Raw genomic sequence first — 24,409 nt, forward strand, 5'->3', positions numbered from 1 at the left:
TAGTCAAGATAAAGAATGGAGGTATCGCTGTGCTTAACCGAAACGCTGAAGCGTTGTTTTGGATTGGCCGCTATATGGAACGGGCGGAGAACCATGCGAGATTAATTGATGTCCACTATCACCTGCAGGCAGAAGATGAATTAGGCGTTGAAGCTTGCGGTCGAGACGGCGAAGATAATGAGGTGCCTTGCAAGTGGACTCGTATTGTTGATGCTCTAGGCAGCAGAGGCTCTTATGAGCAGCAATATGGCAGTTACACGGAGCAGGACGTTCTGCATTACATCACGCTCGATCGGGATAATGCCAATTCGCTCGTTTCTTGTGTCAGCCATGCTCGGGGAAACCTTCGTACGCTGCGTGAGAAGGTTCCAAGCGAGCTGTGGGATACAATCAACTCCTTTTATTTATGGCTGCGTGAGAAACAGCCGGAGGATTTCCTGAAAGAATCTCCTCACCTGTTCTATGGTCGGATTAAGGAGTGGGCTGCTTTGTTCCAAGGACTCTGCCAATCGGTTATGCCTCGTGAGAATGAATGGCATTTCATCGAATGCGGACGCTTCCTGGAGCGGTCGGAGAATACCCTTCGGATTGTTAAAGCAGTAGGCAATGCGGCTGCCGGAGATGGCTGGAACAATACAGGGGCTTACCCTTATTTACAGGCTGTCTTGAAATCACTCAGTGGTTATCAATCATTCCGCCGCTCATACGCCGATGGCATGTCGGTTGAGTCCATCATGGAGTTTGTTATTCTGAACCCATCGTTTCCGCGATCAGTTCAATTCTCCTTCCATGCTCTCGATGAGCATATGAAGCAAATCGAGCTTACAGATAAACAACTCCGGACCGCTCATGACCGTGTCATTCGCCAAGTGGCGAAGGTGAAGGCGGATCTGGCTTGCCTGGAACATGACGATATGATTATCGATCGTAATGGTTCGATTGTTGGACATTTGCTGGATTCGTGCCAGATGCTTGGGCACTCTTTTGCAAAAACCTTTTTTCGTATGGGGGAGGCAAGCGCATGAAGCTAAATATCTCTCACGTGACGCAATACGATTACGAGGGGTCAGCGATGGACAGTGTCAATGAAATTCGGCTGACGCCAAGCACGAATGAGCGCCAATCCTGCTATCAGCAGGCTATCTTTATCGAGCCGAACGCATCCCTTTTCAGCTATGAAGATTTTTTTGGCAACCGAGTGCATTCCTTCTCTGTGAATCCGCCTCATAAGCGGCTGACGATCCGCACACAGATGACCGTAGTGACCAGACATGCGCCAAGTCCTGAAGAGCAGGCCGCACTCTTAAATGGCAAGCTGGCAAGGGAGGCGTGGGCTTGGCTGGAGACGGAAGAAGCGGCTAACCGCTTTATAGAGTTTCTGCTGCCAACTGGCTATACCAACATAACGGATGAAGTTCGGCATTTTGCGAGTAACGTCGTGGATAACGATGATATAAGTGTGTTAGGCTGGTTAATTGCGTTGTCCAGCAAGATCCGCTCTGAATTCATCTATGACCCTGAAGCAACGACCGTCACTACAAAAGCAAGTGATATGATCGAACGCAAGCGTGGGGTTTGTCAAGATTTTGCCCATCTAATGACCGCATGCTGCCGGGTGTATAATATACCTGCCCGTTACGTGAGCGGCTATCATTTTGTAGGTGATCTGCAAGGCGGCACTGCAGACTTTGAGCAAGCTTCGCATGCTTGGGTGGAAGCCTATGTGCCTCAACTTGGCTGGTGCAGCTTTGATCCTACGAATGTAGAGCCAGTTGGCGAGCGTTATGTGAAGCTAGGCCATGGCCGTGATTACAAGGATATTGTACCGGTGAAGGGTGTTTACCGCGGCAGCGGCGAACAGAAGCTGAAGGTAACCGTTGATGTCCGTAAAGTTGAAGCGTAAGGCGAATAATAAAAGGCTGCTTGCAAAGGTTCCTTTAAGGATGAACCGTTGCAAGCAGCCTTTTATACGTTAACCGAGGAAATACCACAGCTCTACTTCAACCTCTTCAATAACAACATCCGTTATCTGCTGATCTCTTGTATATCGCCACTGCTCATAATAATCCTCTTTCATATAGACATGCACCATAAACCTAGACCCCACATTAAACATCACCCTATAACCTACGAACTTATCTTTGGACAACGGTATCACCTCGGATGTCTTATTCCTCGATTGTAAGTACTATAAAAAATTATAGTGAAGATAGAAGGGAATTACTATAAGCCGCTATCATGCTTTCTTGGGCACTTTTTCCTAAATTTTTTCTCATAATTCCCAGCAAGAGCAGGAGGCCATGAAGGAAGAAATATCCTTCTATTTTCTGATAAATACATCTTTATAAAGAGGAGTTAAAGCAGTCTGGTACTGTATTTAGGCGGTATTTCTGTAATGGGTCTCAGCTGTAAACTGATGGTAAAAAAAGCTATATGAGAAGGCTGTTATTTTGGCTTAGTCTATCAATAGTGGTAGTTTTTGGTCATTGCGGTGAGTGTTGGAATTATCATTTAATAGGAGTGGGAGGGATGTGAAAACATGAAAAAGCAAATACTTAGCCTCGCTATTATTGGATCTTTACTTGGTACAGCTGGTATCGCAAATGCCAGCACGACGTGGACTACGTCAAGCGCAGTAAGCAAGTACAATCAATACATAAACGCCGATAGCTATGTGAAGGACGAGCTCTATAATGTGGCTGATTTCCACTCAAAGTATGGCAGTCAGTCGAACACTCTTGCTTACCAAATTGTCGATCGGGCAATCTGGTATATGGAAAATGGGTACATGGTTTACGGCAGTGGTTCGGATGCTTACGGTAAATATGGCTACGAGGATTGCTCGGGCTTTGTCCGTTTTGTGTTTGGAGATTTTGGATTCAATATAACAGGCACATCTGCAAACTATAACACAGTTGGTACAAAAGTTGCCGGTGTAAGCAAGCAAAAGGTTAATGGCAAATGGAAGCTGACGGGTATCGAAAATCTGCGGATTGGTGATATTCTGACTTGGCAGGAAACAGATCATATTATGCACGTTGCGATTTATATGGGAACAAATCGAGATGGGCAGCCGGTAGTGATCGGCACACGTTCAGATGGCAATCCGACAGCACTTGGCACGGTGGACAGCTGGGAATACTGGTGGGGCGAGAACTTCAAGGAAGCACGCCGTGTAGTTCCAACAGCTGGATTCAGCGGTATGGCGGGGAAAACCATCAAGGCTCCTACTATTCCAAGCTCGTATGTGTTGCCGCCACAGAAGAAGGTACCGGCATGGACAGGTCCTAATCCTTCAAACGGTAATTCGGGTACGGTAACGCCAATTCCGGATCCGACACCTACAAATCCGTCAACACCGTCGGATTCAAACACTACATATGTGGTAACGGTAAAAGGCTGGGTAAGCCTGAAATCGGCCGCGAGCTCCAGCTCATCGACCATTGGCCGCCTCGAGCTTGGCCAAAAAGCTGAGCTGGTCAAGAAGACAAACAGCTATTGGTACCAAGTGAAAGTAAACGGACAAACCGCTTACATCACAACAAGCAGTACTTATACGAAGACAATAACGGAGTAGAGTTGGAATAGGGGGAACTCACAACTGAATGAGCATGACCGCGTGAAACCTGGTGCTTTGGGAAGGGCTGCTTGGACAACGAGGATAATGTTCATGAAGGGGTGAGTTCCTCAAAAGACAAACTCAAAAAATAGCGTTGCAGGGATAGCTCCCTGCAACGCTATTTTTATTAAGAATTACTACATTAATTTACTAATGCGAGCTGTTTCACCAGTGAGCGAACCTTTTTTTGTTGCAGATGTGTGCAGGCCTATCCACATCAGCACAAGTAGTAGAAGGCGGCGGTTCATACACTGCATTGGAGGGTGAATGCAATGTACGATAAAAAATATAACAGTCGCAGTATATATGGGAAGCTTAAGGTGTGCCGGTATTTGAATTCGCATAAAACGCTAAAAAAGCTCGTTCCTCATACCGTTTCGTTCAGCCGCGAACATATGGAATCGATGCTGGCAAGCCACTCTTCCATCTATGTAAAGCCGGATTCCGGCTCGCAAGGGATGGGGATTTTCAAAGTGAAGAAGTCGGAAGGCTCAGGCTATACGGTGAAGCATATCGTGAAGAAGAAGCAATTAAGCCATCATTTGAATACGACTTCAGCGGTCTACGATTATATAAACAAGAAGTCGGAAAAAAAGCTTATTATCCAAAAAGGCATCAAGTTGGACCGGGTGAATGGCAGAGCTTATGATATCCGGGTGATGGTGCAGCGTAAGCCGGACGGACCATGGACGGTGAATTGTTACTCCGTTAAAGTAGGCGCATCAAAGAAGATAGTGACCAACTATTATCAAGGCGGTAAGCTGTACACAATGGAGAAGCTAGGTAAACAACAAGGGAAATCAGCGGCAACGACCTCACAGCGGCTGTCCGATTTGAAATCGATGTCCCTTAAGATCGCCGAGCATCTCAGCAGCAAACGCGAAGGGATGCATGAGATGGGAATCGATTTTGCTTACGACCGTAATCAAAAGTTATGGGTCATTGAAGTGAACTCGAATCATCCGCAGTTTTATCCAATGAAATGGCTTGATTCAAAGGCCTTTAAGAAGATGAAAGAGTTCGCGAAGAGTTACGGTAGGAAGGATGCGTAAGCAGCCAGAAGTAAAAAGACCGGGAAGAAGCAGCCAAAGCTGCTTTTCCGGTCTTTTGCATGCCTACAAAATCCCTTACACATAATGAATTCTTCCAGTCGTTAGTGAATGTAAGAACTGCGTACTCAGATTTCGTAGCCATTTGTGTTATAATTCAAGTACACGCGACCAGATTTTCATAAGTCCATTGAAAGAGGTTGCGGTGTGGGACAACAGACGAGATCATCAAACAGATTAAACAAAAGTGAGTTATAGATAAATGGTAACAGGTAATAAATCCGAAGGAGGTAGATCCAAGTGTCGAATCCGGATGATAAGAAGCTGCACACGTATCAAGACTGGTTGTCATGGGACGGAGTATGGGAATTAATTAACGGCAAGGCATATAATATGTCCCCGGCGCCTACAGCCCTTCACCAGTTTGTTGTAGGAGAGCTGCATTTCGCGCTAAGAACACACTTGCAGAATCAGAGCTGCTATGTGTTTGTCGCTCCGTTCGATGTGTTCTTCAGCGAGAGCGAACAATACGATAGACCTGATCATGTGACACAGCCGGACCTGTCGGTGGTCTGCTCCAAAAATCAGATTTCCAAGAACGGCTGTCATGGCGCCCCGACGATGATTATCGAAGTGTTGTCGCCATCAACGGCGCTTAAGGATTTCAATGAGAAGTTTAATCTTTATCAGAAATATGGCGTTCAGGAATATTGGATCGTTGACCCCGGTAATCGCACGGTTCATGTATATGCGCTGCAGGATGGTGTATATCAGGTGCGGGATTTATATACGGAGCAGGATAGCGTGCGGTCGAACGTGTTCAAGGATTTTCAGATATCACTTGGCAAGCTGTTTAACTTGGAAACCTGATATATCTGATTGTAATTGGACAATCTGTCATAACCATATCTTGTTGTAAAAAAGACCGGGAAGAAGCAGCCAAGCTGCTCTTTCCGGTCTTTTGCATACCTACAAAATCCCTTTACACAAACTTCCGACTCGTCTTTTTCCCATCGCAGCTGAAAACAATCTTTTTGTCCTCGACAACCGTTTCGAGATGGACATTCTTGCCCCATAGCTGCACCACATAAGGGAGGGTACGCTCGACATACTTGAGGTCCAGTTCGGTTCCCTCATAGTTATGCTTCATATAAAGCTCGCCAACCCGGTTGAAGTCGCCGTCCGTTACAACGAGACTTGGGAAACCGCCGTTTACCTTAGAATAGACGAGCTGCTCACGGATGTTTTCCCAGGATTTATCGGTAATTTTCCACTCAGGACCTTTCTTCTCGAAAATATAAAGGTCAAGCTCATCTACCAGGTTCTTCGTCAAGTAGTTGCGGAGGAAGGAGATATCCGAATCAAATTCACGGACTTCGAATATTTTCTCACGGCCTTTGCCGGGTACACGTCCGAAGCGTGCTTGTTCCTCTTTCGTAGGATTATCCCAACGTTTCTCAATGTCCTCAAAGATCTTTAGACCTAGATAATAGGGATTAAGGCTATGCTTTGAAGGGATAACAACAGAAGAGTTCAGCTTGGCGAACTCAATGGTCTCATCGCTTGTAAGCGGCAATTCGCGGATAATACGCTGATGCCAATACGAAGCCCAGCCTTCGTTCATAATTTTCGTCTCAATCTGAGGCCAGAAGTAGAGCATCTCGTCGCGCAGCATGGACATGATATCGCGCTGCCAAGGCTCAAGCTTCGGTGAGAATTCCTCAATGAACCAGATCAGGTCCTTCTCAGGTTCTGGAGGGAATTGGGTGACAGCAGGGCCTGATGCGCCGTCGGAGTCCTCGGCCGCTTCAAGGGACCAAAGATCTTCATAATCCGATTTGGCGGATTGCTTCGAGGAACGTGATTTCTCCTTAGTCAGCAATTCAATATAGCGGGACTTATCGAGTTGGTACGGCTTAATAATGGTAGGATCAACATGCTCTTGAATAGCAAGAACGGCATCAATGAATTTCTCGACGGCCTCCGTACCGTAATCCATCTCGTATTGGGAAATGCGATCGGCTGTAGCAGACATACTTTCGACCATATTGCGGTTTGTTGCGCCAAAACGGGCGTTATTCTTGAAGAAATCACAGTGGGCAAGAACGTGAGCGACGATCAGCTTGTTCTGAATAAGCGAGTTACCCTGGAGCAGGAAGGCGTAACAAGGGTTCGAGTTAATAACAAGCTCGTATATTTTGCTTAGACCGAAGTCGTATTGCATTTTCATTTTATTGAACGTTTTCCCAAAGCTCCAGTGGCTGAAGCGTGTCGGCATACCGTAAGCGCCAAACGTGTAAATGATGTCCGCCGGACAAATCTCATAACGCATAGGGTAAAAATCGAGCCCAAAACCTTGCGCGATTTCTGTAATTTCATCAATAGCTCGTTCTAGTGCACGGATCTCATCCTGATTCATTCCGCTATCCCCCCGTACTTAATAAATACCGTTCATACCATTTGTATGCCTATGCCACTAGTGGATATGCCCTCCTGGTTCAAGTAATCTCCTATTTATTTATTCGAAGAATTCGTTTATGATTTGCCTAATAATTAACGATAGGACCAGGAGGGCCGCCGCACCATGGACAAGCGGATGAGAACGTTTATGCCTTTTACGTACAAAATGATGATTTCCTATCTGCTGCTTGTCTTAATTACAGATGCCGTGATTGGCTATTTCTCGTACACGATGCTTGTGCAGTCCCGTACGGAAATGGCAGAGACGAATATAAAGACTGCGATGCAGCAGACGGAAAATAACCTCAGCTACCAGCTGGATGAGATTCAGCGGATGTCGGATACATTGTTTGGAAGCCTCTCCTTTCAACGGGCCTTGCAGAAGGAAGGCGACCCGTTCCAAACCTATCTGACGATGCTCGATGAGATTGTTCCGCAGATTCAGGCGCCGCTGCATTTGTACGGCAATCATATTAGGCTCCTTGTCTACACGACAAATGGCTATTTGAACGAGGTTGACGGGGACAGCATGTATGAGGAGATTAAGGACAGCGACTATTATATTTTGCCATACAGCGAAATTACGGACAGGTCGTGGTTTAATGCCATCGAGGATTCGGACCGTGATAACATATGGCTGCAGGTCGATACGGATCAAAGCCTCAACAATATCTCGCATTTCCGGAAGCTGGTCTCATACAACGACTATAAAACGATTATCGGGTATGTCCGTATTACAACAAGGCTGGATGATTTATTAGGTGATTTTAAAGCGTTTCCAACCGAAGAAGGACTCATCCTGCGGCTGCTGGATACAAGTTCGAACACGGTTATGTTCCAGCGAGGCGACAATGGGCAGGAAAAAGAGGCAGCAGCGGGTTCCAGCATGGAAGAGGATGATGCGACTTATCTCGTTTTGGAAAATAAGATTCCGAACACCAGTCTCGTCATCGAGACGCTTGTACCACGTACTTATCTGAGCAAGGATGCTGCCAAGCTGCGCGGTGTCATCTTCTCTGTATGTCTCATCAGCTTTCTTGTCATGTCACTCATCGGATTCTTGGTAGCTAGATTATCAGGCCGGAAAATGCGGCGGATCGTTACGTTCCTCCGCTCCTTCCAGCAAGGAAGCTTCCAGAAACGTCTCCGCTTTAGCGGCAATGACGAATTTGTTCATATTGCCGGAGCTTTTAATGACATGGCAGAGAACATTCAAGATTTAATCAAGAAGGTGTATGTCGAAGGCATTCAGAAAAAACAAGCGGAGCTTGAGGCCCTTCAGGCGCAGATTAATCCGCATTTCTTGTACAATACCTTATCGACCATTGGCAGTCTTGCGAATCTGTCCGAGACGGAGAAGGTGACGGGGATGGTCGAAGGGCTGGCGAAGTTTTACCGGCTGACGCTTAATGATGGGCATGTCTTTATCCCGCTGTCTAAGGAACTCGAGCAGGTAGAGTCGTATCTCGACATTCAGCGTATTAAATATGCAGGGAAGTTTGATGTGCATGTTGATACGGATCGGGAGCTTGAAGACTGTAAGGTCATTAAGCTGATCTTGCAGCCTTTTGTGGAAAATATCTTTAAACATGCTTGGTTTGGTGAGCATATCGCCATCCGTATTAGCGGCAGAGTGATCGGAAATAAAGTGGAGCTGAAGGTGATCGATACCGGTATCGGCATGAAACCGGATGTGCTAAAGGCTGTGCTTGCCCAGCCTGGCCAAACGGGAGGGTATGGTATCCGCAACGTGGATGACCGTATCAAGCTGAGATACGGCGATGAATATGGAATAGAGATCGGAAGTGTGTTTGGCGGAGGTACAACGGTCCGGATCCTGCTCCCAATTGACAGACAAGGTATAGCATACGAGGAAGAGCAAAGGAGGCATCTGGCATGATAAAGATATTATTAGTGGATGATGAAGCGGTTGATTTGGAGTGGCTGCGGCGCAGAGTTGCAGGCAGTCCGCTGCCTTTGCAGGTTATTGGAACGGCTAGCAGTGGTTTTAACGCCTTAAAGCTGATGGAAGATGAACGTATTGATGTTATTTTATCGGATATTCGGATGCCTATTATGTCGGGAATGGAGTTCGCACGGAAGGCAAAAGAACTGAACCCGCATGTTCAGATTGTCTTTATTAGTGGTCATGAGGATTTCGGCTACGCAAAGGAAGCGATTCAGATGAACGCTTCCGGCTATTTGCTCAAGCCTGTTAAAGATCAAGAGCTGCAGGACATGCTGGAAACCGTCTGTTCGCAGGTCGAGAAGGAACGCAAGCGACACACCATTGTATCGGAAGCCTTATCACTAGTGAATCGGGAGCTTCTGCTTCGCTGGCTCGCGGATGCCTCGGAGGAACATGAACGTGAGCATATTGCACCATTCTTGACCACTTTGCTGCAATATGGAGCAGCAGCGGCTGTTATTGAAATCGATGATGTGGAATGGAAAATTCCTGAGCAGGAGCGGCGCAGCCAGATCCGCAGCATCTCCTCCTTTGTTGAACATTTTGTTGGCGATAATAATGGCGGGACAGTGCTTGCAAGTCACGATCAACGGATTGTTATCCTGTCTCCAATCTCGGATGAACGGTTTACCGCGATGCTGGAGGAGCTTGTAGAAGAAGTTCGGCAGAACTTCCCGGTTACGATTACAGTCGGAGCAGGCAGCTCTGCCCGGGATACCGAGGAGCTTCGTGAATCGTATCGGCAGGCGCAGGCTGCACTTAGCGCCAAATGGCTGCTTGGCAAGAACCGGCTGATTAAGGATGTGTCAGGAACAGCAAGAGAGGATATGCTGGAGCCTAATATTGAAGCTAATGTTGAGCAGATGCTTACGGCTATCCTGGAGTATGATCTTGTTGCCATTGATGATCGGCTTCTCCAGCTGTTTGATAAGAATGAAATTGTATCCCAGAAGCAATATGCTTACAATCTGATCATTCGCATCACCTCGAAGCTGCATGCCGATTTGTTGCAGCAGAATGAAAACCTGTATGAGCTGCTCAAATGGGATGCACAGGTTCTCTTCCAGTTCGAAACGATAGATGATATCTTATCTTGGCTGAGAAGAAGATTCTTTGAGCTGTCTGAGCTCTTATATGTCAAACGGCAGAAACAAAAGCGCAAGTTATTCGATAACATTATGACCTTCGTTGATGAACGGCTGGAGCAGAAGATTACGCTCAAGGAAGTGGCGGCTCATTTTGATTTTACACCCAATTACTTAAGCACCCTGTTCAAAGAAGAGATCGGCACTTTGTTCAGCGATTGGCTGAATGAGCGGCGGATGGATCGGGTCCGGGAGCTGCTTGCAGATCCTTGCCTGAAGGTGTATGAGATTGCAGAGCGTGTTGGCTACAAGAATATTATTTATTTCAATCGGCAGTTTAAGCAATTTACAGGAATGACACCAGGAGAATACCGGAAAAAGCATAAAATTTAGTCCGTTTGATCTTATATCAAAAGCCTGCGGTCTCTTTTTTTCGAGTCTGCAGGTTTTTCTATTTTCTCTTCTGTAAACTAAACTTTCTTAAACGAATCGTAGATTAAGTATTACTTTTTGTAGTTTGGCTTAATTTTGGAGTGCCTGTGTGGTTTATATAATTAACTTATACGAGAGAGAGATCATACAGGAGGAGAATTCGAATGAAGCAACGCGGATTTTGGGGCTACGCCCTCCAGAACAGAACGCTGCTGCTCATGCTCGCGCCAGCAGTAATCTTTTTTATACTGTTCGCTTACATCCCAATGGCCGGCATTGTGCTCGCATTCAAACAATACAACAACACGGGAGGCATCTTCGGAAGTCCGTGGAACGGAATCAGTAACTTCCGCTTTTTCTTCGAGTCAGGCAATGCCTGGATGGTAACGAGAAATACGGCGTTGTATAATATCGCGTTTATTATCGTGAATAACTTGCTTCAGATTGCGGCGGCAATTCTGCTGTTCGAAGCAGTGGGTAAATGGTTCCGCAAGTTTACACAAACGATGCTGTTCCTGCCCTACTTTATTTCCTGGGTTGTCGTAGGAGCGATTGCATATAACCTGTTCAACTACGATGTTGGTACGCTGAACGTTATGCTGAAGGGACTTGGACTTGAACCAGTTGATATTTACAACACCCCTTCGTATTGGCCAGTTATTCTGGTGCTTGTATCGGCATGGAAAACGCTTGGTTACGGCTCGGTTATGTACCTGGCGGCAATTACGGGAATTGACAACGAGATGTATGAAGCCGCTGAGATTGACGGAGCAAACGTGTTCCAGCGCATTCTGCATATTACGTTGCCGAATCTGTTCCCTACCGTTATTATTCTAGTGCTGCTTGCAGTGGGTAATATATTCAGAGGAGATTTCGGGATGTTCTACAATATGGTCGGTAACAACGGTTTGTTGTTCTCCTCGACCGATGTCATTGATACCTTCGTATTCCGGTCGCTCACGACCTCGAACGAAATCGGCTTATCGGCTGCTGCTGGCTTCTATCAGTCTGTGCTTGGCTTTGCAACGATCTTGCTGGCAAACTATGCGGTACGCAAATACGACAAAGATCATGCTTTGTTCTAAAAGCACATGCTTACGAAGCAAGAATGATCACAAATACCCGATAGAAGGCTATTTGTGTAAAAATTCTTAAGCACATGCTTACGAAGCAAGAATTATCACAATTAGCTGATAAAGGGCTATTTGTGTGACAATTCTTTTCAGGAGGGATTACGATGAGTGCAATTGCCCAAACGGCAAAAAAAGGGATCAAACGACAGGCGGACATCATCCTGCTGCGGATTATCGGTTATGTGTTTATCGGCCTGCTCGCCATCATTTGCTTTATTCCTTTCCTGTTCGTGGTATCATCCTCGTTATCGCAGGAAAGCTCCATTGTGGAGAAAGGTTATCAGCTCATACCAGCGGTTTGGTCTACCGAGGCCTATAGCATGCTGTTTAAATATCCGGAGCAGATGCTTCGGGCGTATGGGGTCACGCTTAGTGTGACAGCAATCGGGACGCTTGTCGGACTATTCATAACGGCCATGACGGCTTATGTCCTGCAGCGAAAAGATTTCAGATGGCGTAACCAATTTGCTTTCTTCTTCTTCTTTACGACACTATTCAGTGGAGGCCTGGTTCCATGGTATATGCTGATCGTCACGTATTTGGATTTGAAAGACAAATTGATTGTTCTTATCTTGCCGATGCTGTTGAACGTGTTCTATATTATCGTGATGAAATCATTCATGAGCAGCATTCCCGAAGCGATTACCGAATCGGCCAAAATCGACGGAGCAGGCGACTTCCGCATTTTCGTTCAGCTGATTCTGCCTCTGTCCAAACCTGTACTTGCCACCATCGGGCTGTTTATCGCTTTGGCTTATTGGAATGACTGGTACAATGCGCTTCTGTTTGTCAGTGATGATAAGCTGATGCCGCTGCAATATTATTTGTACAAAATGCTTGGCAACATGGATGGCATGCGTAAAGCAATGATCGCATCCGGAGCTGTCGTAACGACGAACGTTCCAACAGAAAGCCTCAAGATGGCAATGACGATTGTTGCAACAGGGCCAATCCTGCTCGCTTATCCATTCATTCAACGTTATTTCGTGCAAGGTCTTACGCTTGGCGCAGTGAAAGGATGACCTCAGGGCAACCTGGTTATCATACATTACTACCATTATTAGGGGGATAAACATGCCAAACAAAAAATCGGTCATGATGCTGGCAGCAACTTTTGCCTTATCTGCTACAGTTCTAGGTGCATGCGGCAGCAACAACAATGGTAATAACAACTCGAATTCGGCTGATGCTACACAATCGCCTGCTGCTGAATCGGCAGCTCCATCGGCCTCTGCTGATGCAGGTGCAGTTGATACATCAGAAGAACTAAAAATTAAAATGCTGATGGTTGGCGGCAAACCGGTTGATTATGACACTGTATTCGGCGAATTAAACAAAAAGCTGAAAGAAAAAGTAAACGCTACCGTTGAGGCTGAATTCCTTGATTGGTCGGATTGGACACAGAAATATCCTTTGAAATTCGCGGCAAATGAAGATTTTGATATTGCATACACAGCTAACTGGGCGTTCTATAATGACCAGGCACTCAAAGGCGGCTTCATGGAGCTGACCGACAACATGCTGAATAAGTTTATGCCGCTTTCGATGAAAGCAATGCCAGCAGTAGCTTGGGAACAGTCCAAGGTTGGCGGCAAGCAATATCTGGTACCAAACAATAACCCTGAAGTAACAGACAAAGCGGTTCTGATCCGTGAAGATCTTCGCAAAAAGTATAACCTGGAGCCGGTTAACAGCCCAGAGACTTATGCGGCATATTTGAAGGCGATTGCTGCTAACGAAAAAGGCGTCAACGCTTTTAATGCAAAAGGCGCTGACGGCTGGAAATGGCATGAGCTTGACCAAATCCTGCTCGAGCAGGCAAATGATTTCAACTTAGTCGATTACAGCATGCCGCTTGCTTACAAGCTGGATGATGCAACAGGTAAAGTATTCAACATCTATGACACACCTGAATTCAAATCACTTCTTACTTACTATAAAGATCTGGCTGACAATGGCGCTTGGTCCAAGAACATTGTAAGTAACAAAAATGACGTATGGCAGGACATGAAAGCTGGTAAAACCGCTTCTTACGCTCAAAACCTGGGTACGGTAGCGATGAACCTTGCAGAACTGAAACGTGAACAGCCAGAGGTTGAGTTGGCGATTGCGGATTTGACGCCTAACAGCAAGAAAATCGCGGCAATCTCGACACAAAACGGTTTCGCGATCCATGCAACTTCGAAGAAAGCAGAACGTTCGCTGATGGTGCTTGATCTGCTGCAAAATGATAAAGAGATCCATGACCTGTTCATGTATGGTATTGCTGGTACAAACTATGAGCCAGTAGGCGATGATAAATTTAACGCTCTGCCTGGTACACCTAACTACACTGGTTTCTCTAACTGGGGTTCGAACTCCCCGCTGAACCGTATGGATGCATCGTATCCGGCTGAAGCGGATGCTATTGCAACAGCTTGGGAGCAAAAGGTATTCCACTTCAAGCTTGAGACGTTCGTATTTAACGATGCTAATGTGAAAAACGAAGTGGCTAACGTAGGTAATGTGATGCTCCGTTATGCAATTCCGCTCGAATACGGTCTGATCAAAGATATCGACAAAGGCCAAGCGGATCTAATTGCACAGCTGAAAGCTGCAGGTATTGATAAAGTGCAGACGGAATTGCAAAGCCAAATCGATGCGTTTTTGGCTGCACAATAAGGGGAGACTATTGTCTCTCCTTGCTAGAAAATGATTCATTAAGAGAAATGAGTTTTACGACGGAACGGGGTATCCCCTTCGGCCACTGTTGTCTGCAGGAAATTTGAATTAGACTTTCAAAGGAGATTTCCTGCAGACAAAGGTGGACGCTGGCGCTCCTCAGGGGACACCCCTTCTCCTTACGTAAAACCATTCTCTAATCATTAACAATTTTCACAGCAAAGGAGGAGACATAAGTCTCCTCCTTATTTATAGCCAAAGTGGGAGGAAGAATAATGAAACGAATGGCACGTAAAAGCATTCTTTTATTTTTTACATTTACGTTAGCGCTTACATCTTTGTTGGCGATTGGACCGGCCAAGCAAGTGGCGGCGGCTGCGGAGACTTTGTCTGATCCGGATACCTTTATTAAGGGGGTAGATATTTCGACGCTGCAGGCGCTGGAAGATCAGCATGTAAAGTTTTACGATAAGGGGAACGAACAGGATCTGCTGACGATTATGAAAAATCATGGCGTCAACTACGTTCGGCTTCGTCTCTGGAATGATCCGGAGCAAGCCGATGGCTACAACGATAAGGCACATGTGCTGGCGATGGCAGAACGAGTGAAGGATGCGGGCATGAAGCTGCTTCTTGACTTCCATTATTCCGACTTCTGGGCAGATCCGGGACAACAGGTGAAGCCGGCAGCTTGGAAGGATCTCAGCTTTGCAGATTTGAAGACAGCGGTTTATACCTATACGGAAGATGTCATGAGTGATCTGGCTGCTGCGGATGCTTATCCGGATATGGTGCAGATCGGCAACGAGATTAACAGCGGCATGCTGCTGCCAGATGGTTCAACAACAAATATGGATAATTTGGCTGAGCTGATTAAAGAGGGTGCCAAAGCGGTTCGGGATACGACACCGGACGGCCAAACGACTCAAATTATGCTTCACTTGGCGGAAGGCGGCAATAACAGTAAGTTCCGCAGTTTCTTTGATGCGATCACAGCGCGTGGAGTAGATTATGATGTGATCGGCATGTCGTATTATCCATTCTGGCATGGCTCTTTCCAACAGCTTAAATCCAATATGGATGATGTAGCTGCCAGATACGGCAAGCAAATTGTCGTTGCAGAAACCTCTTATCCGAATACGCTTGAGAACGGCGACGATCACCCGAATACGGTCGGAGAGACTGAGACCAAGCTGGTTGGTTTTGAAGCGTCGGTCGAGAATCAGAAGCTTGTAACCGAGACAGTACTCAACACGGTTGCTCATGTGCAGGGTGGTCTTGGTCTTGGCGTGTTTTACTGGGAACCGGCTTGGCTGCCTGGTGTAGGCTGGAAGCAAGGTGAAGGGAATGCTTGGGAGAATCAGGCGATGTTTGATTATGACGGTAATGCTCTGACGTCGCTGGATGCCTTCCAATATGAGCCTGGCAGTATTACCAGCGTAGATCCGATTCTCGTCTATCCGGCAACATCAGTGACACTAGCAGCAGGAGATTCGTTGGTACTGCCTGCTGATACGAAGGTGCTCTATAACGAAGGGACAATTTTAGCAAAGACAGTTGAATGGGATTCCTATAACGCTGAGCTGCTGAATACGCCAGGGACGTTTACTGTTCAAGGTGATGTAGCTGGTACAGATCTTCGTACTTCAATTGAAATCACGGTTACAGGTAATCCGAATCTGATCCATGACGGCAGCTTTGAAAGCGGTACGTTGGCTAATTGGTCAGTAACAGGTGATGTGGGAGCCGTGAAGATTGACCAAAATGCAGGCAATGCAAAGGCTGGCGAATATTCCTTGAATTATTGGTCGGGCTCGGCTTTTGCTTATCAAGTTTCGCAGACGGTTACAGGCCTTGAGAACGGAAAGTATGAGCTAAGAGCGTATGCTTCCGGTGGTGTGTATGATGAGCAGGTGATTACACTAAACGCAGAGACGGGCGGTCAGACGTACAGTACTCCTATTACGAATGCTGGCTATAATGTTTGGAAGCAGTATACGGTTGGAGATATTCAAGTTACTGACGGTCAGGTCAAGGTAGGTATTGATGTGAACGGACCAGCTAATGCGTGGGGGTACTTCGACAAGTTCGAGCTGGTGAAGGTGGAAGCAGCAGCGGTTAATGTCGTGCAAAACCCAGGCTTTGAGAGCGGTGCTCTTACGCCTTGGGAGGTTGCAGGAGAAATGGGAGCGGCAAAAGTTGCGCAAAACGCTGCGAATGCCAAATCCGGTGAATATGCGCTTAATTATTGGTTTGGCACAGCGTTTACTTATACGATTGCACAGACGATTGAAGATCTCGAAAATGGTATTTATGAGCTGAGAGCATCGGCTTCCGGCGGTGTGTATGATACGCAAAAGATCGCCCTGTTTGCGAAGTCAGGTGAGAAGACCTTCAGCACTGATGTGGTGAATACAGGCTGGAATGATTGGCATTCATATACGGTCAGCAATATAGAAGTAAGAGATGGCAAAGTGACCATTGGATTTGATGTAGATGCTCCTGCTGAGGCATGGGGCTACATGGATGATATCGCACTTGTAAGAGTAGGCGACCTGCCTTCCACTGGCGATGGTGACGGTAATGGCAACGGTGACGGTAATAGCAGCAATAATGGTAACAGTGGGGCTTCAAGCAATAATGGTATAGCTGCTATTAGCCGTACGCAATTGACATCGGACGGGAAGGGCGGCTACTCCGTTGCCTTGCCGGCAGGCACAACAACGGCTGTACTTTCTTCTGATACTTTTGATACTTTGAAGAAAGCTCCAATTACACTTGCCGCAGGTGATTTGTCTCTCACGATTCCTTCCGAAGTGCTGGCTGAACTGCTAGGTAAGTTAAAGACAGAAGCAGGCAGTAAGCTTACGGTTAGTTTTGTACCGGTAACGAGGGAAGATGCGGATAAATTAATGGACAGCGCTGGAGGAGATGCTCGTTCACTTGGCACTATTTATAATTTTAATTTATCTATTACTGATGCGTCTGGAAATGTGGAGAAGCTTTCTAATTTTTCAACCCCGATAACACTCAGGCTGAAGCAAGGGGTAACCAGCAATGCTGATCTGACAGGCATTTATTATATTACAGAAGACGGCACCATTCATTATGTTGGAGGACAATTGGTTAATGGCGTCTGGGAAGCTTCTGTCGAACATTTCAGCAGCTATGGACTGCTCGAAGTAAGCAAGTCCTATAAGGATGTGCCAGATAGCCACTGGGCTGCAGCATCTATCGCTTCTCTTTCTGCCAAGCAGCTTGTAAATGGTAGTTCGGATACAAACTTCGAACCGGAACGACAAATCACTCGTGCGGAATTTACCGCTATCCTTGTTCGCGCTTTGAAGCTTACAAGCAGCGCAGATCATTCACTTCACTTTAGCGATGTACCGGCTTCGGCTTGGTATGCAGAGGCTGTGTCGGCTGCACATGAAGCGGGACTTATACAAGGCCGTAATTCGGAGCAATTCGCGCCGAATGCTCCAATTACCCGCCAAGAGATGGCTGTTATTCTGGCAAAAGCCTATGTGATTGCCCATGACGGTACTGGAACTGCAGTTGGTACAGAGCTTCCTTTCTCGGATAAAACGTTCATTGCAACATGGGCACTGCCTTCTGTACAATGGGCATACGAGCAAGGGCTGCTGAAGGGTCGCAGTGGTGATCGGTTTGCACCGGCTGCATCGATGACTCGTGCAGAGGCAGCAGAAGTGGTGTATCGCTTGCTGAAATAGGCAAAGGAGTTTTACCGGTATTATGGATGTTAATCAAATTGTATTTGTATTTTTGATTGTGCTGCTTGCAGGTTTTGTACAAGGGCTCACGAGCTTCGGTTTCGCACTAATCTCAGTGCCGCTGCTCGTGAAGCTGATCCCGATGCAGGAGGCTGTTCCGGTTGTTGTTGTATTAAGTTTGATGACGAACATTGCTGTGCTGTATAGCTGCCGGAAGCATGTCCGAATGAAGCAGATTTGGCCGCTTCTGACAGCAAGTCTGATTGCGGCACCGCTTGGAACCTATGCTCTGCTATATGTTCCCGCTAGTGCGTTAAAATTAGGAGCTGGCCTGCTGGTTGCAGCCGTATCCATGCTGATGCTGAGCGGCAAGACTTTTCCGCTTGGTCGTCTAGCGTATGCGCCTATTGGCGCAGTAAGTGGTTTTTTGAACGGAAGCATCTCAATGAGTGGACCACCTGTTGCTCTCTTTTTGACCAACCAGGGTGCTGATAAGATGACATTCCGGGCCAATATTACGGCGTATGGTCTCATTCTGAATATTATCACGGTGGGGACTTATGTATATGAAGGGCTGCTTAACGAGACGTCTATGCAAACTATTGGATGGGCGGCTCCAGCACTGATTATTGGTGTCCTAATTGGCATCAAGGCAGTCGGAAGGCTTAATGAACGGTTGTTCAAAACGATCGCATTATGGCTCATATTAGTTACAGGAATCTGGACGGCAATTAACGGTATGATCGGATAAACAAAAAAACCTTGAAGTTACAGCGCCTAAGCTAAGGCATTGTTGGCTTCAAGGTTTTTTCTTGTATTTTTCATGTGATACATCGCTTGATCTGCATCCATAATAAGCTGCTTAAGGCTGGCGTATCTTCCTTGATTAGAGCTGACTCCAATGCTGGCAGATATATGGACGGGCTGACCGTTAATGACAAAAGGATCTAGGAAAGAGGCATTAATCTTGTCCTGCACGGCTCGAACGCCGTTGTCCTCGCTTAAGTTCTGGAAGCAGATGATAAACTCATCACCGCCATAGCGGACAATTCGATCGAGCTGACGGATTTGCTGTTTGAGCCGTTTGGCAATTTCGATGAGCAGCAAATCTCCAAATTCATGACCATAATTATCATTTATCCGTTTAAAATCATTTAGATCGATGAACATGACGCCAAGTGGAGCATCGTTATTACGCTCAAATAATTCATCTAGAAATCTTCGGTTATATAAACCTGTAAGACTATCGGTAACCGTCGCATATTCCAGATCAATGGTATAACTAAGGAGCGCAGACATTGAATTCACAATTGAAAGTTCGTCGTCACTTAACGACAAGGTGTCCCTGTCAACCAAATAAATACCGCCATGAACGACACACTCGCTTGTAGAGATGGGGATGGCAAGATAGGAACGTTGTCCAATGATCGTGCTGACATCTGATCGGAAGGTCATTCCGGCCTGTACGAGTGAATCTTTGCGGTTATAGGCTTGTACAATCCGATGTGCTAAGCCTTCTTGGATCGCGATGAAAAGAGTATCGATCGGAAGAAATCGGGCCAATAGCTGTATGACATGTCCGGCTGCATCATCCAATGAGCGAATTTTGCTGGGCATACGTATTTCATCTCCTGCAATAAATGGTGAAGCATTCAAAAAATTACCTTCTGATTCCAGTTTAGACGAAATACACGGGGGACTCAACAAAGAACTTCTTAATAATGGGTATTTAAGGAACGAAAAGGGGCTTTTCTGTATTTTGATTAATAAAAATGTTAATTCAAAGATATATGAATTCGCTATTGAATTATTGCAACGGCTGGTGTTTAATAAGGATATTCTTCCTTACAAACAATCCTTATGAGGTGATTCTTTTATGGCGAACAAAGCGAAAATGATCGTTGACAAAGATTTTATTGTTGGAGAAGTTGATAAACGAATTTATGGCTCTTTTATCGAGCATTTGGGCCGTGCTGTTTACGGTGGTATTTATGAACCAGAGCATCCGTCAGCAGACGAGCAAGGTTTCCGTTCTGATGTACTTGAGCTTGTAAAAGGCTTAAATGTGCCGATCGTTCGTTACCCTGGAGGCAACTTTGTATCCGGTTACAACTGGGAGGATGGGGTTGGCCCGGTAGCGGATCGCCCAAGACGCCTGGAACTGGCATGGCGCACGATTGAGCCGAATTTGGTAGGCTTTAATGAATTCGTAGACTGGTGTAAAAAAGCAAATACAGATGCGATGATGGCAGTCAACCTCGGAACACGCGGCGTTGAAGATGCTCGCAATCTTATCGAATATTCCAATCACGCCTCTGGCTCTTATTGGTCGGATCTGCGTATTAAGCATGGCTATAAAGATCCTCATAACGTGAAAACCTGGTGCCTTGGCAACGAGATGGACGGTCCTTGGCAGATTGGTGCGAAGACAGCTGTGGAATATGGCCGCATTGCCAATGAAACCGCGAAAGTGATGCGCTGGGTAGATCCAACGATTGAACTGGTGGCTTGCGGAAGCTCGGCGCTTGGCATGCCTACCTTCCCGGATTGGGAAGCTACGGTGCTGGATTTAACATACGATAACGTTGATTACATCTCCCTACACCAGTATTATGGCAATAGAGACAAAGATACGGCGAACTTCCTCGCCCAATCTATGGGCATGGACTCGTTCATTCAGACAGTGATCTCTACGGCAGATTTTGTGAAAGCGAAGAAACGGAGCAAGAAGAACATTAACCTGAGCTTCGATGAATGGAATGTCTGGTTCCACTCTAATGAGAGTGATCGTAAACTCGAGCCATGGTCTATTGCGCCGCCGCAGCTTGAAGATATTTATACACATGAAGATGCGCTTGTTGTTGGCTGTATGCTGATTAGCCTTCTGAAGCGTGCTGACCGTGTGAAAATGGCATGTATCGCTCAGCTCGTGAACGTTATTGCACCAATTATGACCGAGAATGGCGGAGCAGCATGGAAGCAGTCCATCTACTATCCATACATGCATGCAAGTGTGTTTGGCCGCGGTACCGTGCTTGTTCCGCTGCTTAAGTCGGATAAATATGATTCGAAGGATTATACAGATGTTCCTTATGTGGAAGCAGTAGCTGTCCATAATGAGGAACTCGGAGAGGTAACGGTATTCGCCGTAAACCGTGATCTTGAGAATGCCCATAACTTCGAGATTGATCTTCGCAGCTTTGGTGCTTTCCGGGTAATCGAGCATATTGTCCTCGAGAATGATGATTTGCAAGCCGTTAACACAGCTGCTAATCCGGACAATGTGAAGCCACATACGAATGGCAATGCGAAGCTTGAACAAAATGGCACGATTGAGACAGCGCTTGGTAAAGCTTCCTGGAACGTTATTCGTATCAAACTTCAATAGCAGGATGTGAAACATGTTAATCAAAGCCGATACAGACCATGCCTGGCTTCCGCTATATGAAGCGCTGGCTAGTCCTGTACGATTAAATATTCTGGATCTGCTCGCAGCAGCACCTGAGCCGATGAACGTGAAGGAGCTCGCAGCCTCACTTGGATTAAGCAGCGCCATCGTGACGATGCACGTCCGTAAGCTGGAGCAGGCCGGGATCATCCAGACGAAGATGATTAGAAAGCAGGGGGGGACGCATAAGATTTGCGAGATTTCCGCCTCCCGCATTCAGATTGATCTGCCTCAGGCTGGATTTATTCCGAAGAAGACACATGAGATCAGCATTCCCATCGGGCATTATACCGAGTTTGAAGTCCATCCGACCTGCGGTATTGCCACCACGGAGAAGGTCATCGGTCAATTCGATGATCCGAGATATTTTATTGAGCCGGAGCGGATGAATGCCGGAATACTCTGGTTTGGCAAAGGCTATGTGGAGTACAAAATTCCGAATTACTTATTGCCTGGCCAGCGTCCGGAAGAGCTGGAGATCGTTCTTGAGATCAGCTCGGAGGCACCAGGTTACAACGAGAATTGGCCATCGGATATTGTATTTACCTTAAATGGTGTCCGTATCGGAATGTGGACGAGTCCCGGGGATTATGGCGATGTGAAAGGCAAGTATACACCGGCTTGGTGGCAGGACTTTGTCAATCAGTATGGCCTGCTCAAGATCATCCGCGTCCAGAAGAACGGCACCTATATCGATGGTCAAAAAATTTCAGAGATCGGAATCGATCAAATCGAGCTTAACCGCAATCAATGGGTGTTCCGTCTCGCCGTCGAAGACAACGCCGTCCATGTCGGCGGCCTAACGTTATTCGGCAAAGGCTTCGGCAACTACAATCAGGATATGATTTTCCGTGTATTGTATGTGGAAGGGCTCGCATTGTAGTGTCGCTGCGTAATTAAATGTTCTTCCGATTGCTGTGCTCTTCCGGTTCCATTAACAAGTTGTTATATAGGTAAGAACCGAAAGAGCAAGGCAAGCGCTCCGCTTCTCCAGAACATTTAATTACTACGCTCCAAAGTTGCTCGCCCTATTGGGGAGGGCAGTTTAGGCCTGCTGAGTGTCTTCAGCAGGCTTTTTTTAATCCGTTCCTGGGCTGTCGCCAGGAACAACCTGCAATAGTGCAGTTTATTTTATGTAAAGTAATGCGATTCCTTCGTCCAGATGCAAAAATGCAGGTAAATCTCGCTATTTACGCCTATAAGGCATAATAGCTCGGATTTACCTGCATTTTTGCATTTTGTTTGGTGTTTCAGCCTAGTAGTTGGTCTTTTACATGTGTTTTTTTGCATTTCGTTATGCCGTTCCTGGGCTGTCAGCCAGGAACGGATCCCTGTTGTACAAAGAGGGCTATACCCGCAGGCTTTTAGCCTTGGGTATAGCCCTTTTGGTTGGTTAGTCGAACGGAGTGGTCTAATGTTCTGGAGAAGCGGAGCGCTCGCCTTGGTTTTCGGATTCCAACATCGTAAAAGTTGAATCAGGGAATCCGAAAAGCACAGCGATCGTAAGAATATTAGACCACGTAGTGAGATGAACGAAACAAAAAAACAGGCTGTACCCAAGGGTACAGCCTGTCCTATTAGCCCTCCAAAAGAAGGGTTTCTGGATCTTCAAGCATTTCTTTTACTTTTACCAGGAAGCGTACAGCTTCCGAGCCATCAACGATACGGTGATCGTAAGTGAGGGCAATGTACATCATTGGGCGGTTTTCCGAGCGCTCAGCGTCGATTGCTACTGGACGAAGCTGAATTTTGTGCATGCCCAGGATACCAACTTGCGGCGAGTTCAAGATCGGCGTGGACAGAAGGGAACCAAATGTACCACCGTTTGTGATCGTGAACGTACCGCCTTGCAGATCGTCCAGCGACAGCGAGTTGTTACGCGCTTTGCCAGCAAGGGAAACGATTTGTTTCTCGATTTCAGCGAAGCTCATACGATCAGCGTCACGAACGACTGGAACAACCAAGCCTTCTTTTGCCGATACTGCGATACCGATATCGTAGTATTGTTTGGCAATGATATCACCGTTGTTAATCTCTGCGTTAAGGAGTGGAAACTCTTTAAGCGCGCCAACAACTGCTTTAGTGAAGAAGGACATGAAACCAAGACCTACTTCATGTTTGTCGAAGAACGATTGTTTACGGCGTTTACGAACATCCATGATCGCAGTCATATCAACTTCGTTGAAAGTTGTCAGCATTGCTGCTGTGTGTTGCGCTTCAACAAGGCGATTCGCGATTGTCGCACGACGACGGGACATTTTCGTACGAACGTAAGGCTTGTTCGATGTGAACTCAGGTTGAGCAGCTTTTGCTGCCGGAGCAGGTGCTGCTGCTTGTGCAGGAGCAGCCGAGCGAAGATCAACACGGCCGAGAGTCGATTGTGCTTCGTTAATATCGATACCTTTTTCTCTTGCAAGCTTACGAGCTGCAGGAGAAACATTCAATTGGCTGCCAGCTGCAGGAGCCGTAGCCGGCGCAGCTGCAGGTGCAGGAGCAACTGCTACTGCCGTAGCTGGAGCAGCAGTTGATGCAGGTGCTGCTTCAGCTGCAGGAGCGGCCGGTGCAGGAGCAGCAGCGCCGCTGCCAGCTCCGATTGTGCCGATGACTTCACCGATTTGAACGGTGTCGCCTTCGTTGCGTGTAATTTCTTGCAGAACGCCGTCTTGCTCAGCGCTGATTTCAATGTTTACTTTGTCTGTTTCAAGCTCAAGAAGCACGTCGCCTTGTTTAACAGCGTCTCCTACTTTTACTACCCATTTGGAGATCGAGCCCTCTGTAATTGATTCACCCATTGCCGGTACTATAATTTGTTGCACGTG

Annotated in this window: 18 protein-coding genes; 14 read left to right on the forward strand and 4 right to left on the reverse strand. The window is 46.6% G+C overall.

The window, feature by feature from the left end:
• The first annotated feature begins 29 nt into the window (after positions 1-29).
• Together AB4Y93_RS08925 and AB4Y93_RS08930 are read left to right on the forward strand one after the other, a co-directional pair.
• Complete coding sequence (locus AB4Y93_RS08925; protein WP_441891021.1) at positions 30-1,025, forward strand: alpha-E domain-containing protein; 996 nt, start codon at positions 30-32, stop codon at positions 1,023-1,025.
• Complete coding sequence (locus tag AB4Y93_RS08930) at positions 1,022-1,903, forward strand: transglutaminase family protein (protein ID WP_441891023.1); 882 nt, start codon at positions 1,022-1,024, stop codon at positions 1,901-1,903. The genes AB4Y93_RS08925 and AB4Y93_RS08930 overlap by 4 nt, the downstream gene beginning before the upstream one ends.
• A 69-nt stretch (positions 1,904-1,972) precedes the next feature.
• Here the strand turns inward: AB4Y93_RS08930 and AB4Y93_RS08935 are convergent, their stop codons facing one another.
• On the reverse strand, positions 1,973-2,107 hold the full coding sequence (locus tag AB4Y93_RS08935; protein ID WP_441891025.1) for a hypothetical protein: 135 nt from the start codon (positions 2,105-2,107) through the stop codon (positions 1,973-1,975).
• A 432-nt stretch (positions 2,108-2,539) separates the two neighbouring features.
• On the opposite strand from AB4Y93_RS08935, the gene AB4Y93_RS08940 reads away from it, so the two are divergent.
• The 3 genes from AB4Y93_RS08940 to AB4Y93_RS08950 all read left to right on the forward strand — a co-directional run bounded on the left by AB4Y93_RS08940 (position 2,540) and on the right by AB4Y93_RS08950 (position 5,538).
• Positions 2,540-3,577 (forward strand): C40 family peptidase, encoded by a 1,038-nt coding sequence (locus tag AB4Y93_RS08940; protein ID WP_441891027.1) that lies wholly within the window; start codon positions 2,540-2,542, stop codon positions 3,575-3,577.
• A 314-nt stretch (positions 3,578-3,891) separates the two neighbouring features.
• The gene (locus AB4Y93_RS08945; protein ID WP_441891029.1) at positions 3,892-4,671 is read left to right on the forward strand and encodes a YheC/YheD family protein; all 780 of its coding nucleotides are present in this window, start codon (positions 3,892-3,894) and stop codon (positions 4,669-4,671) included.
• A 297-nt stretch (positions 4,672-4,968) separates the two neighbouring features.
• On the forward strand, positions 4,969-5,538 hold the full coding sequence (locus AB4Y93_RS08950) for a Uma2 family endonuclease (protein WP_441891031.1): 570 nt from the start codon (positions 4,969-4,971) through the stop codon (positions 5,536-5,538).
• A gap of 112 nt (positions 5,539-5,650) precedes the next feature.
• On the opposite strand, the gene AB4Y93_RS08955 is transcribed toward AB4Y93_RS08950, so the two are convergent.
• A complete protein-coding gene (locus tag AB4Y93_RS08955) occupies positions 5,651-7,087 on the reverse strand; it encodes a SpoVR family protein (protein ID WP_441891033.1) in 1,437 nt (478 codons plus the stop codon).
• 165 nt (positions 7,088-7,252) lie between these two features.
• Here AB4Y93_RS08955 and AB4Y93_RS08960 point away from each other — a divergent pair, with 165 nt between their 5' ends.
• From AB4Y93_RS08960 to AB4Y93_RS08990, 7 genes are all read left to right on the forward strand, one after another.
• Positions 7,253-9,028, forward strand: coding sequence for a sensor histidine kinase (locus AB4Y93_RS08960; RefSeq protein WP_441891035.1), 1,776 nt, complete (start codon positions 7,253-7,255; stop codon positions 9,026-9,028).
• A complete protein-coding gene (locus tag AB4Y93_RS08965; protein ID WP_441891037.1) occupies positions 9,025-10,575 on the forward strand; it encodes a response regulator in 1,551 nt (516 codons plus the stop codon). Before AB4Y93_RS08960 ends, AB4Y93_RS08965 begins: the two co-directional genes overlap by 4 nt.
• A 203-nt stretch (positions 10,576-10,778) precedes the next feature.
• On the forward strand, positions 10,779-11,699 hold the full coding sequence (locus AB4Y93_RS08970) for an ABC transporter permease (RefSeq protein WP_167280411.1): 921 nt from the start codon (positions 10,779-10,781) through the stop codon (positions 11,697-11,699).
• 152 nt (positions 11,700-11,851) lie between these two features.
• Positions 11,852-12,769 (forward strand): carbohydrate ABC transporter permease, encoded by a 918-nt coding sequence (locus tag AB4Y93_RS08975; protein WP_441891039.1) that lies wholly within the window; start codon positions 11,852-11,854, stop codon positions 12,767-12,769.
• A gap of 52 nt (positions 12,770-12,821) precedes the next feature.
• Complete coding sequence (locus tag AB4Y93_RS08980; protein WP_441891041.1) at positions 12,822-14,408, forward strand: ABC transporter substrate-binding protein; 1,587 nt, start codon at positions 12,822-12,824, stop codon at positions 14,406-14,408.
• 275 nt (positions 14,409-14,683) lie between these two features.
• The gene (locus AB4Y93_RS08985; RefSeq protein ID WP_441891043.1) at positions 14,684-18,142 is read left to right on the forward strand and encodes a glycosyl hydrolase 53 family protein; all 3,459 of its coding nucleotides are present in this window, start codon (positions 14,684-14,686) and stop codon (positions 18,140-18,142) included.
• A 22-nt stretch (positions 18,143-18,164) separates the two neighbouring features.
• Positions 18,165-18,893, forward strand: coding sequence for a sulfite exporter TauE/SafE family protein (locus tag AB4Y93_RS08990; protein ID WP_441891045.1), 729 nt, complete (start codon positions 18,165-18,167; stop codon positions 18,891-18,893).
• Positions 18,894-18,919: 26 nt separating this feature from the next.
• Here AB4Y93_RS08990 and AB4Y93_RS08995 read toward each other — a convergent pair whose 3' ends face one another.
• On the reverse strand, positions 18,920-19,759 hold the full coding sequence (locus AB4Y93_RS08995; RefSeq protein ID WP_441891047.1) for a GGDEF domain-containing protein: 840 nt from the start codon (positions 19,757-19,759) through the stop codon (positions 18,920-18,922).
• A 259-nt stretch (positions 19,760-20,018) separates the two neighbouring features.
• Between AB4Y93_RS08995 and arfA the strand changes: the two genes are divergently transcribed.
• Positions 20,019-21,530, forward strand: coding sequence for an arabinosylfuranosidase ArfA (gene arfA / locus AB4Y93_RS09000; RefSeq protein WP_441891049.1), 1,512 nt, complete (start codon positions 20,019-20,021; stop codon positions 21,528-21,530).
• A gap of 13 nt (positions 21,531-21,543) precedes the next feature.
• On the forward strand, positions 21,544-22,473 hold the full coding sequence (locus AB4Y93_RS09005) for an ArsR/SmtB family transcription factor (protein WP_441891051.1): 930 nt from the start codon (positions 21,544-21,546) through the stop codon (positions 22,471-22,473).
• 694 nt (positions 22,474-23,167) lie between these two features.
• Here the strand turns inward: AB4Y93_RS09005 and odhB are convergent.
• Positions 23,168-24,406 carry a 2-oxoglutarate dehydrogenase complex dihydrolipoyllysine-residue succinyltransferase gene (odhB, locus tag AB4Y93_RS09010; RefSeq protein ID WP_441891052.1) on the reverse strand — a complete coding sequence of 413 codons (1,239 nt, stop codon included), beginning with the start codon at positions 24,404-24,406 and terminating at the stop codon, positions 23,168-23,170.
• Positions 24,407-24,409: the final 3 nt, after the last annotated feature.

This window comes from Paenibacillus sp. YAF4_2 (assembly GCF_052113225.1).
Classification (GTDB): Bacteria; Bacillota; Bacilli; order Paenibacillales; family Paenibacillaceae; genus Pristimantibacillus.

What these genes read in the sequence shown, in the direction of transcription:
- AB4Y93_RS08960 (WP_441891035.1), top strand. Translation starts at nt 7,253, where the DNA reads ATGGACAAGCGGATGAGAACGTTTATGCCTTTTACGTACAAAATGATG.
- AB4Y93_RS09005 (WP_441891051.1), top strand. Translation starts at nt 21,544, where the DNA reads ATGTTAATCAAAGCCGATACAGACCATGCCTGGCTTCCGCTATATGAA.
- AB4Y93_RS08995 (WP_441891047.1), bottom strand. Translation starts at nt 19,759, where the DNA reads ATGCCCAGCAAAATTCGCTCATTGGATGATGCAGCCGGACATGTCATA.
- AB4Y93_RS08965 (WP_441891037.1), top strand. Translation starts at nt 9,025, where the DNA reads ATGATAAAGATATTATTAGTGGATGATGAAGCGGTTGATTTGGAGTGG.
- AB4Y93_RS08930 (WP_441891023.1), top strand. Translation starts at nt 1,022, where the DNA reads ATGAAGCTAAATATCTCTCACGTGACGCAATACGATTACGAGGGGTCA.
- AB4Y93_RS08970 (WP_167280411.1), top strand. Translation starts at nt 10,779, where the DNA reads ATGAAGCAACGCGGATTTTGGGGCTACGCCCTCCAGAACAGAACGCTG.
- AB4Y93_RS08945 (WP_441891029.1), top strand. Translation starts at nt 3,892, where the DNA reads ATGTACGATAAAAAATATAACAGTCGCAGTATATATGGGAAGCTTAAG.
- AB4Y93_RS08990 (WP_441891045.1), top strand. Translation starts at nt 18,165, where the DNA reads ATGGATGTTAATCAAATTGTATTTGTATTTTTGATTGTGCTGCTTGCA.
- AB4Y93_RS08955 (WP_441891033.1), bottom strand. Translation starts at nt 7,087, where the DNA reads ATGAATCAGGATGAGATCCGTGCACTAGAACGAGCTATTGATGAAATT.
- AB4Y93_RS08985 (WP_441891043.1), top strand. Translation starts at nt 14,684, where the DNA reads ATGAAACGAATGGCACGTAAAAGCATTCTTTTATTTTTTACATTTACG.
- AB4Y93_RS08980 (WP_441891041.1), top strand. Translation starts at nt 12,822, where the DNA reads ATGCCAAACAAAAAATCGGTCATGATGCTGGCAGCAACTTTTGCCTTA.
- AB4Y93_RS08975 (WP_441891039.1), top strand. Translation starts at nt 11,852, where the DNA reads ATGAGTGCAATTGCCCAAACGGCAAAAAAAGGGATCAAACGACAGGCG.
- arfA (WP_441891049.1), top strand. Translation starts at nt 20,019, where the DNA reads ATGGCGAACAAAGCGAAAATGATCGTTGACAAAGATTTTATTGTTGGA.
- AB4Y93_RS08940 (WP_441891027.1), top strand. Translation starts at nt 2,540, where the DNA reads ATGAAAAAGCAAATACTTAGCCTCGCTATTATTGGATCTTTACTTGGT.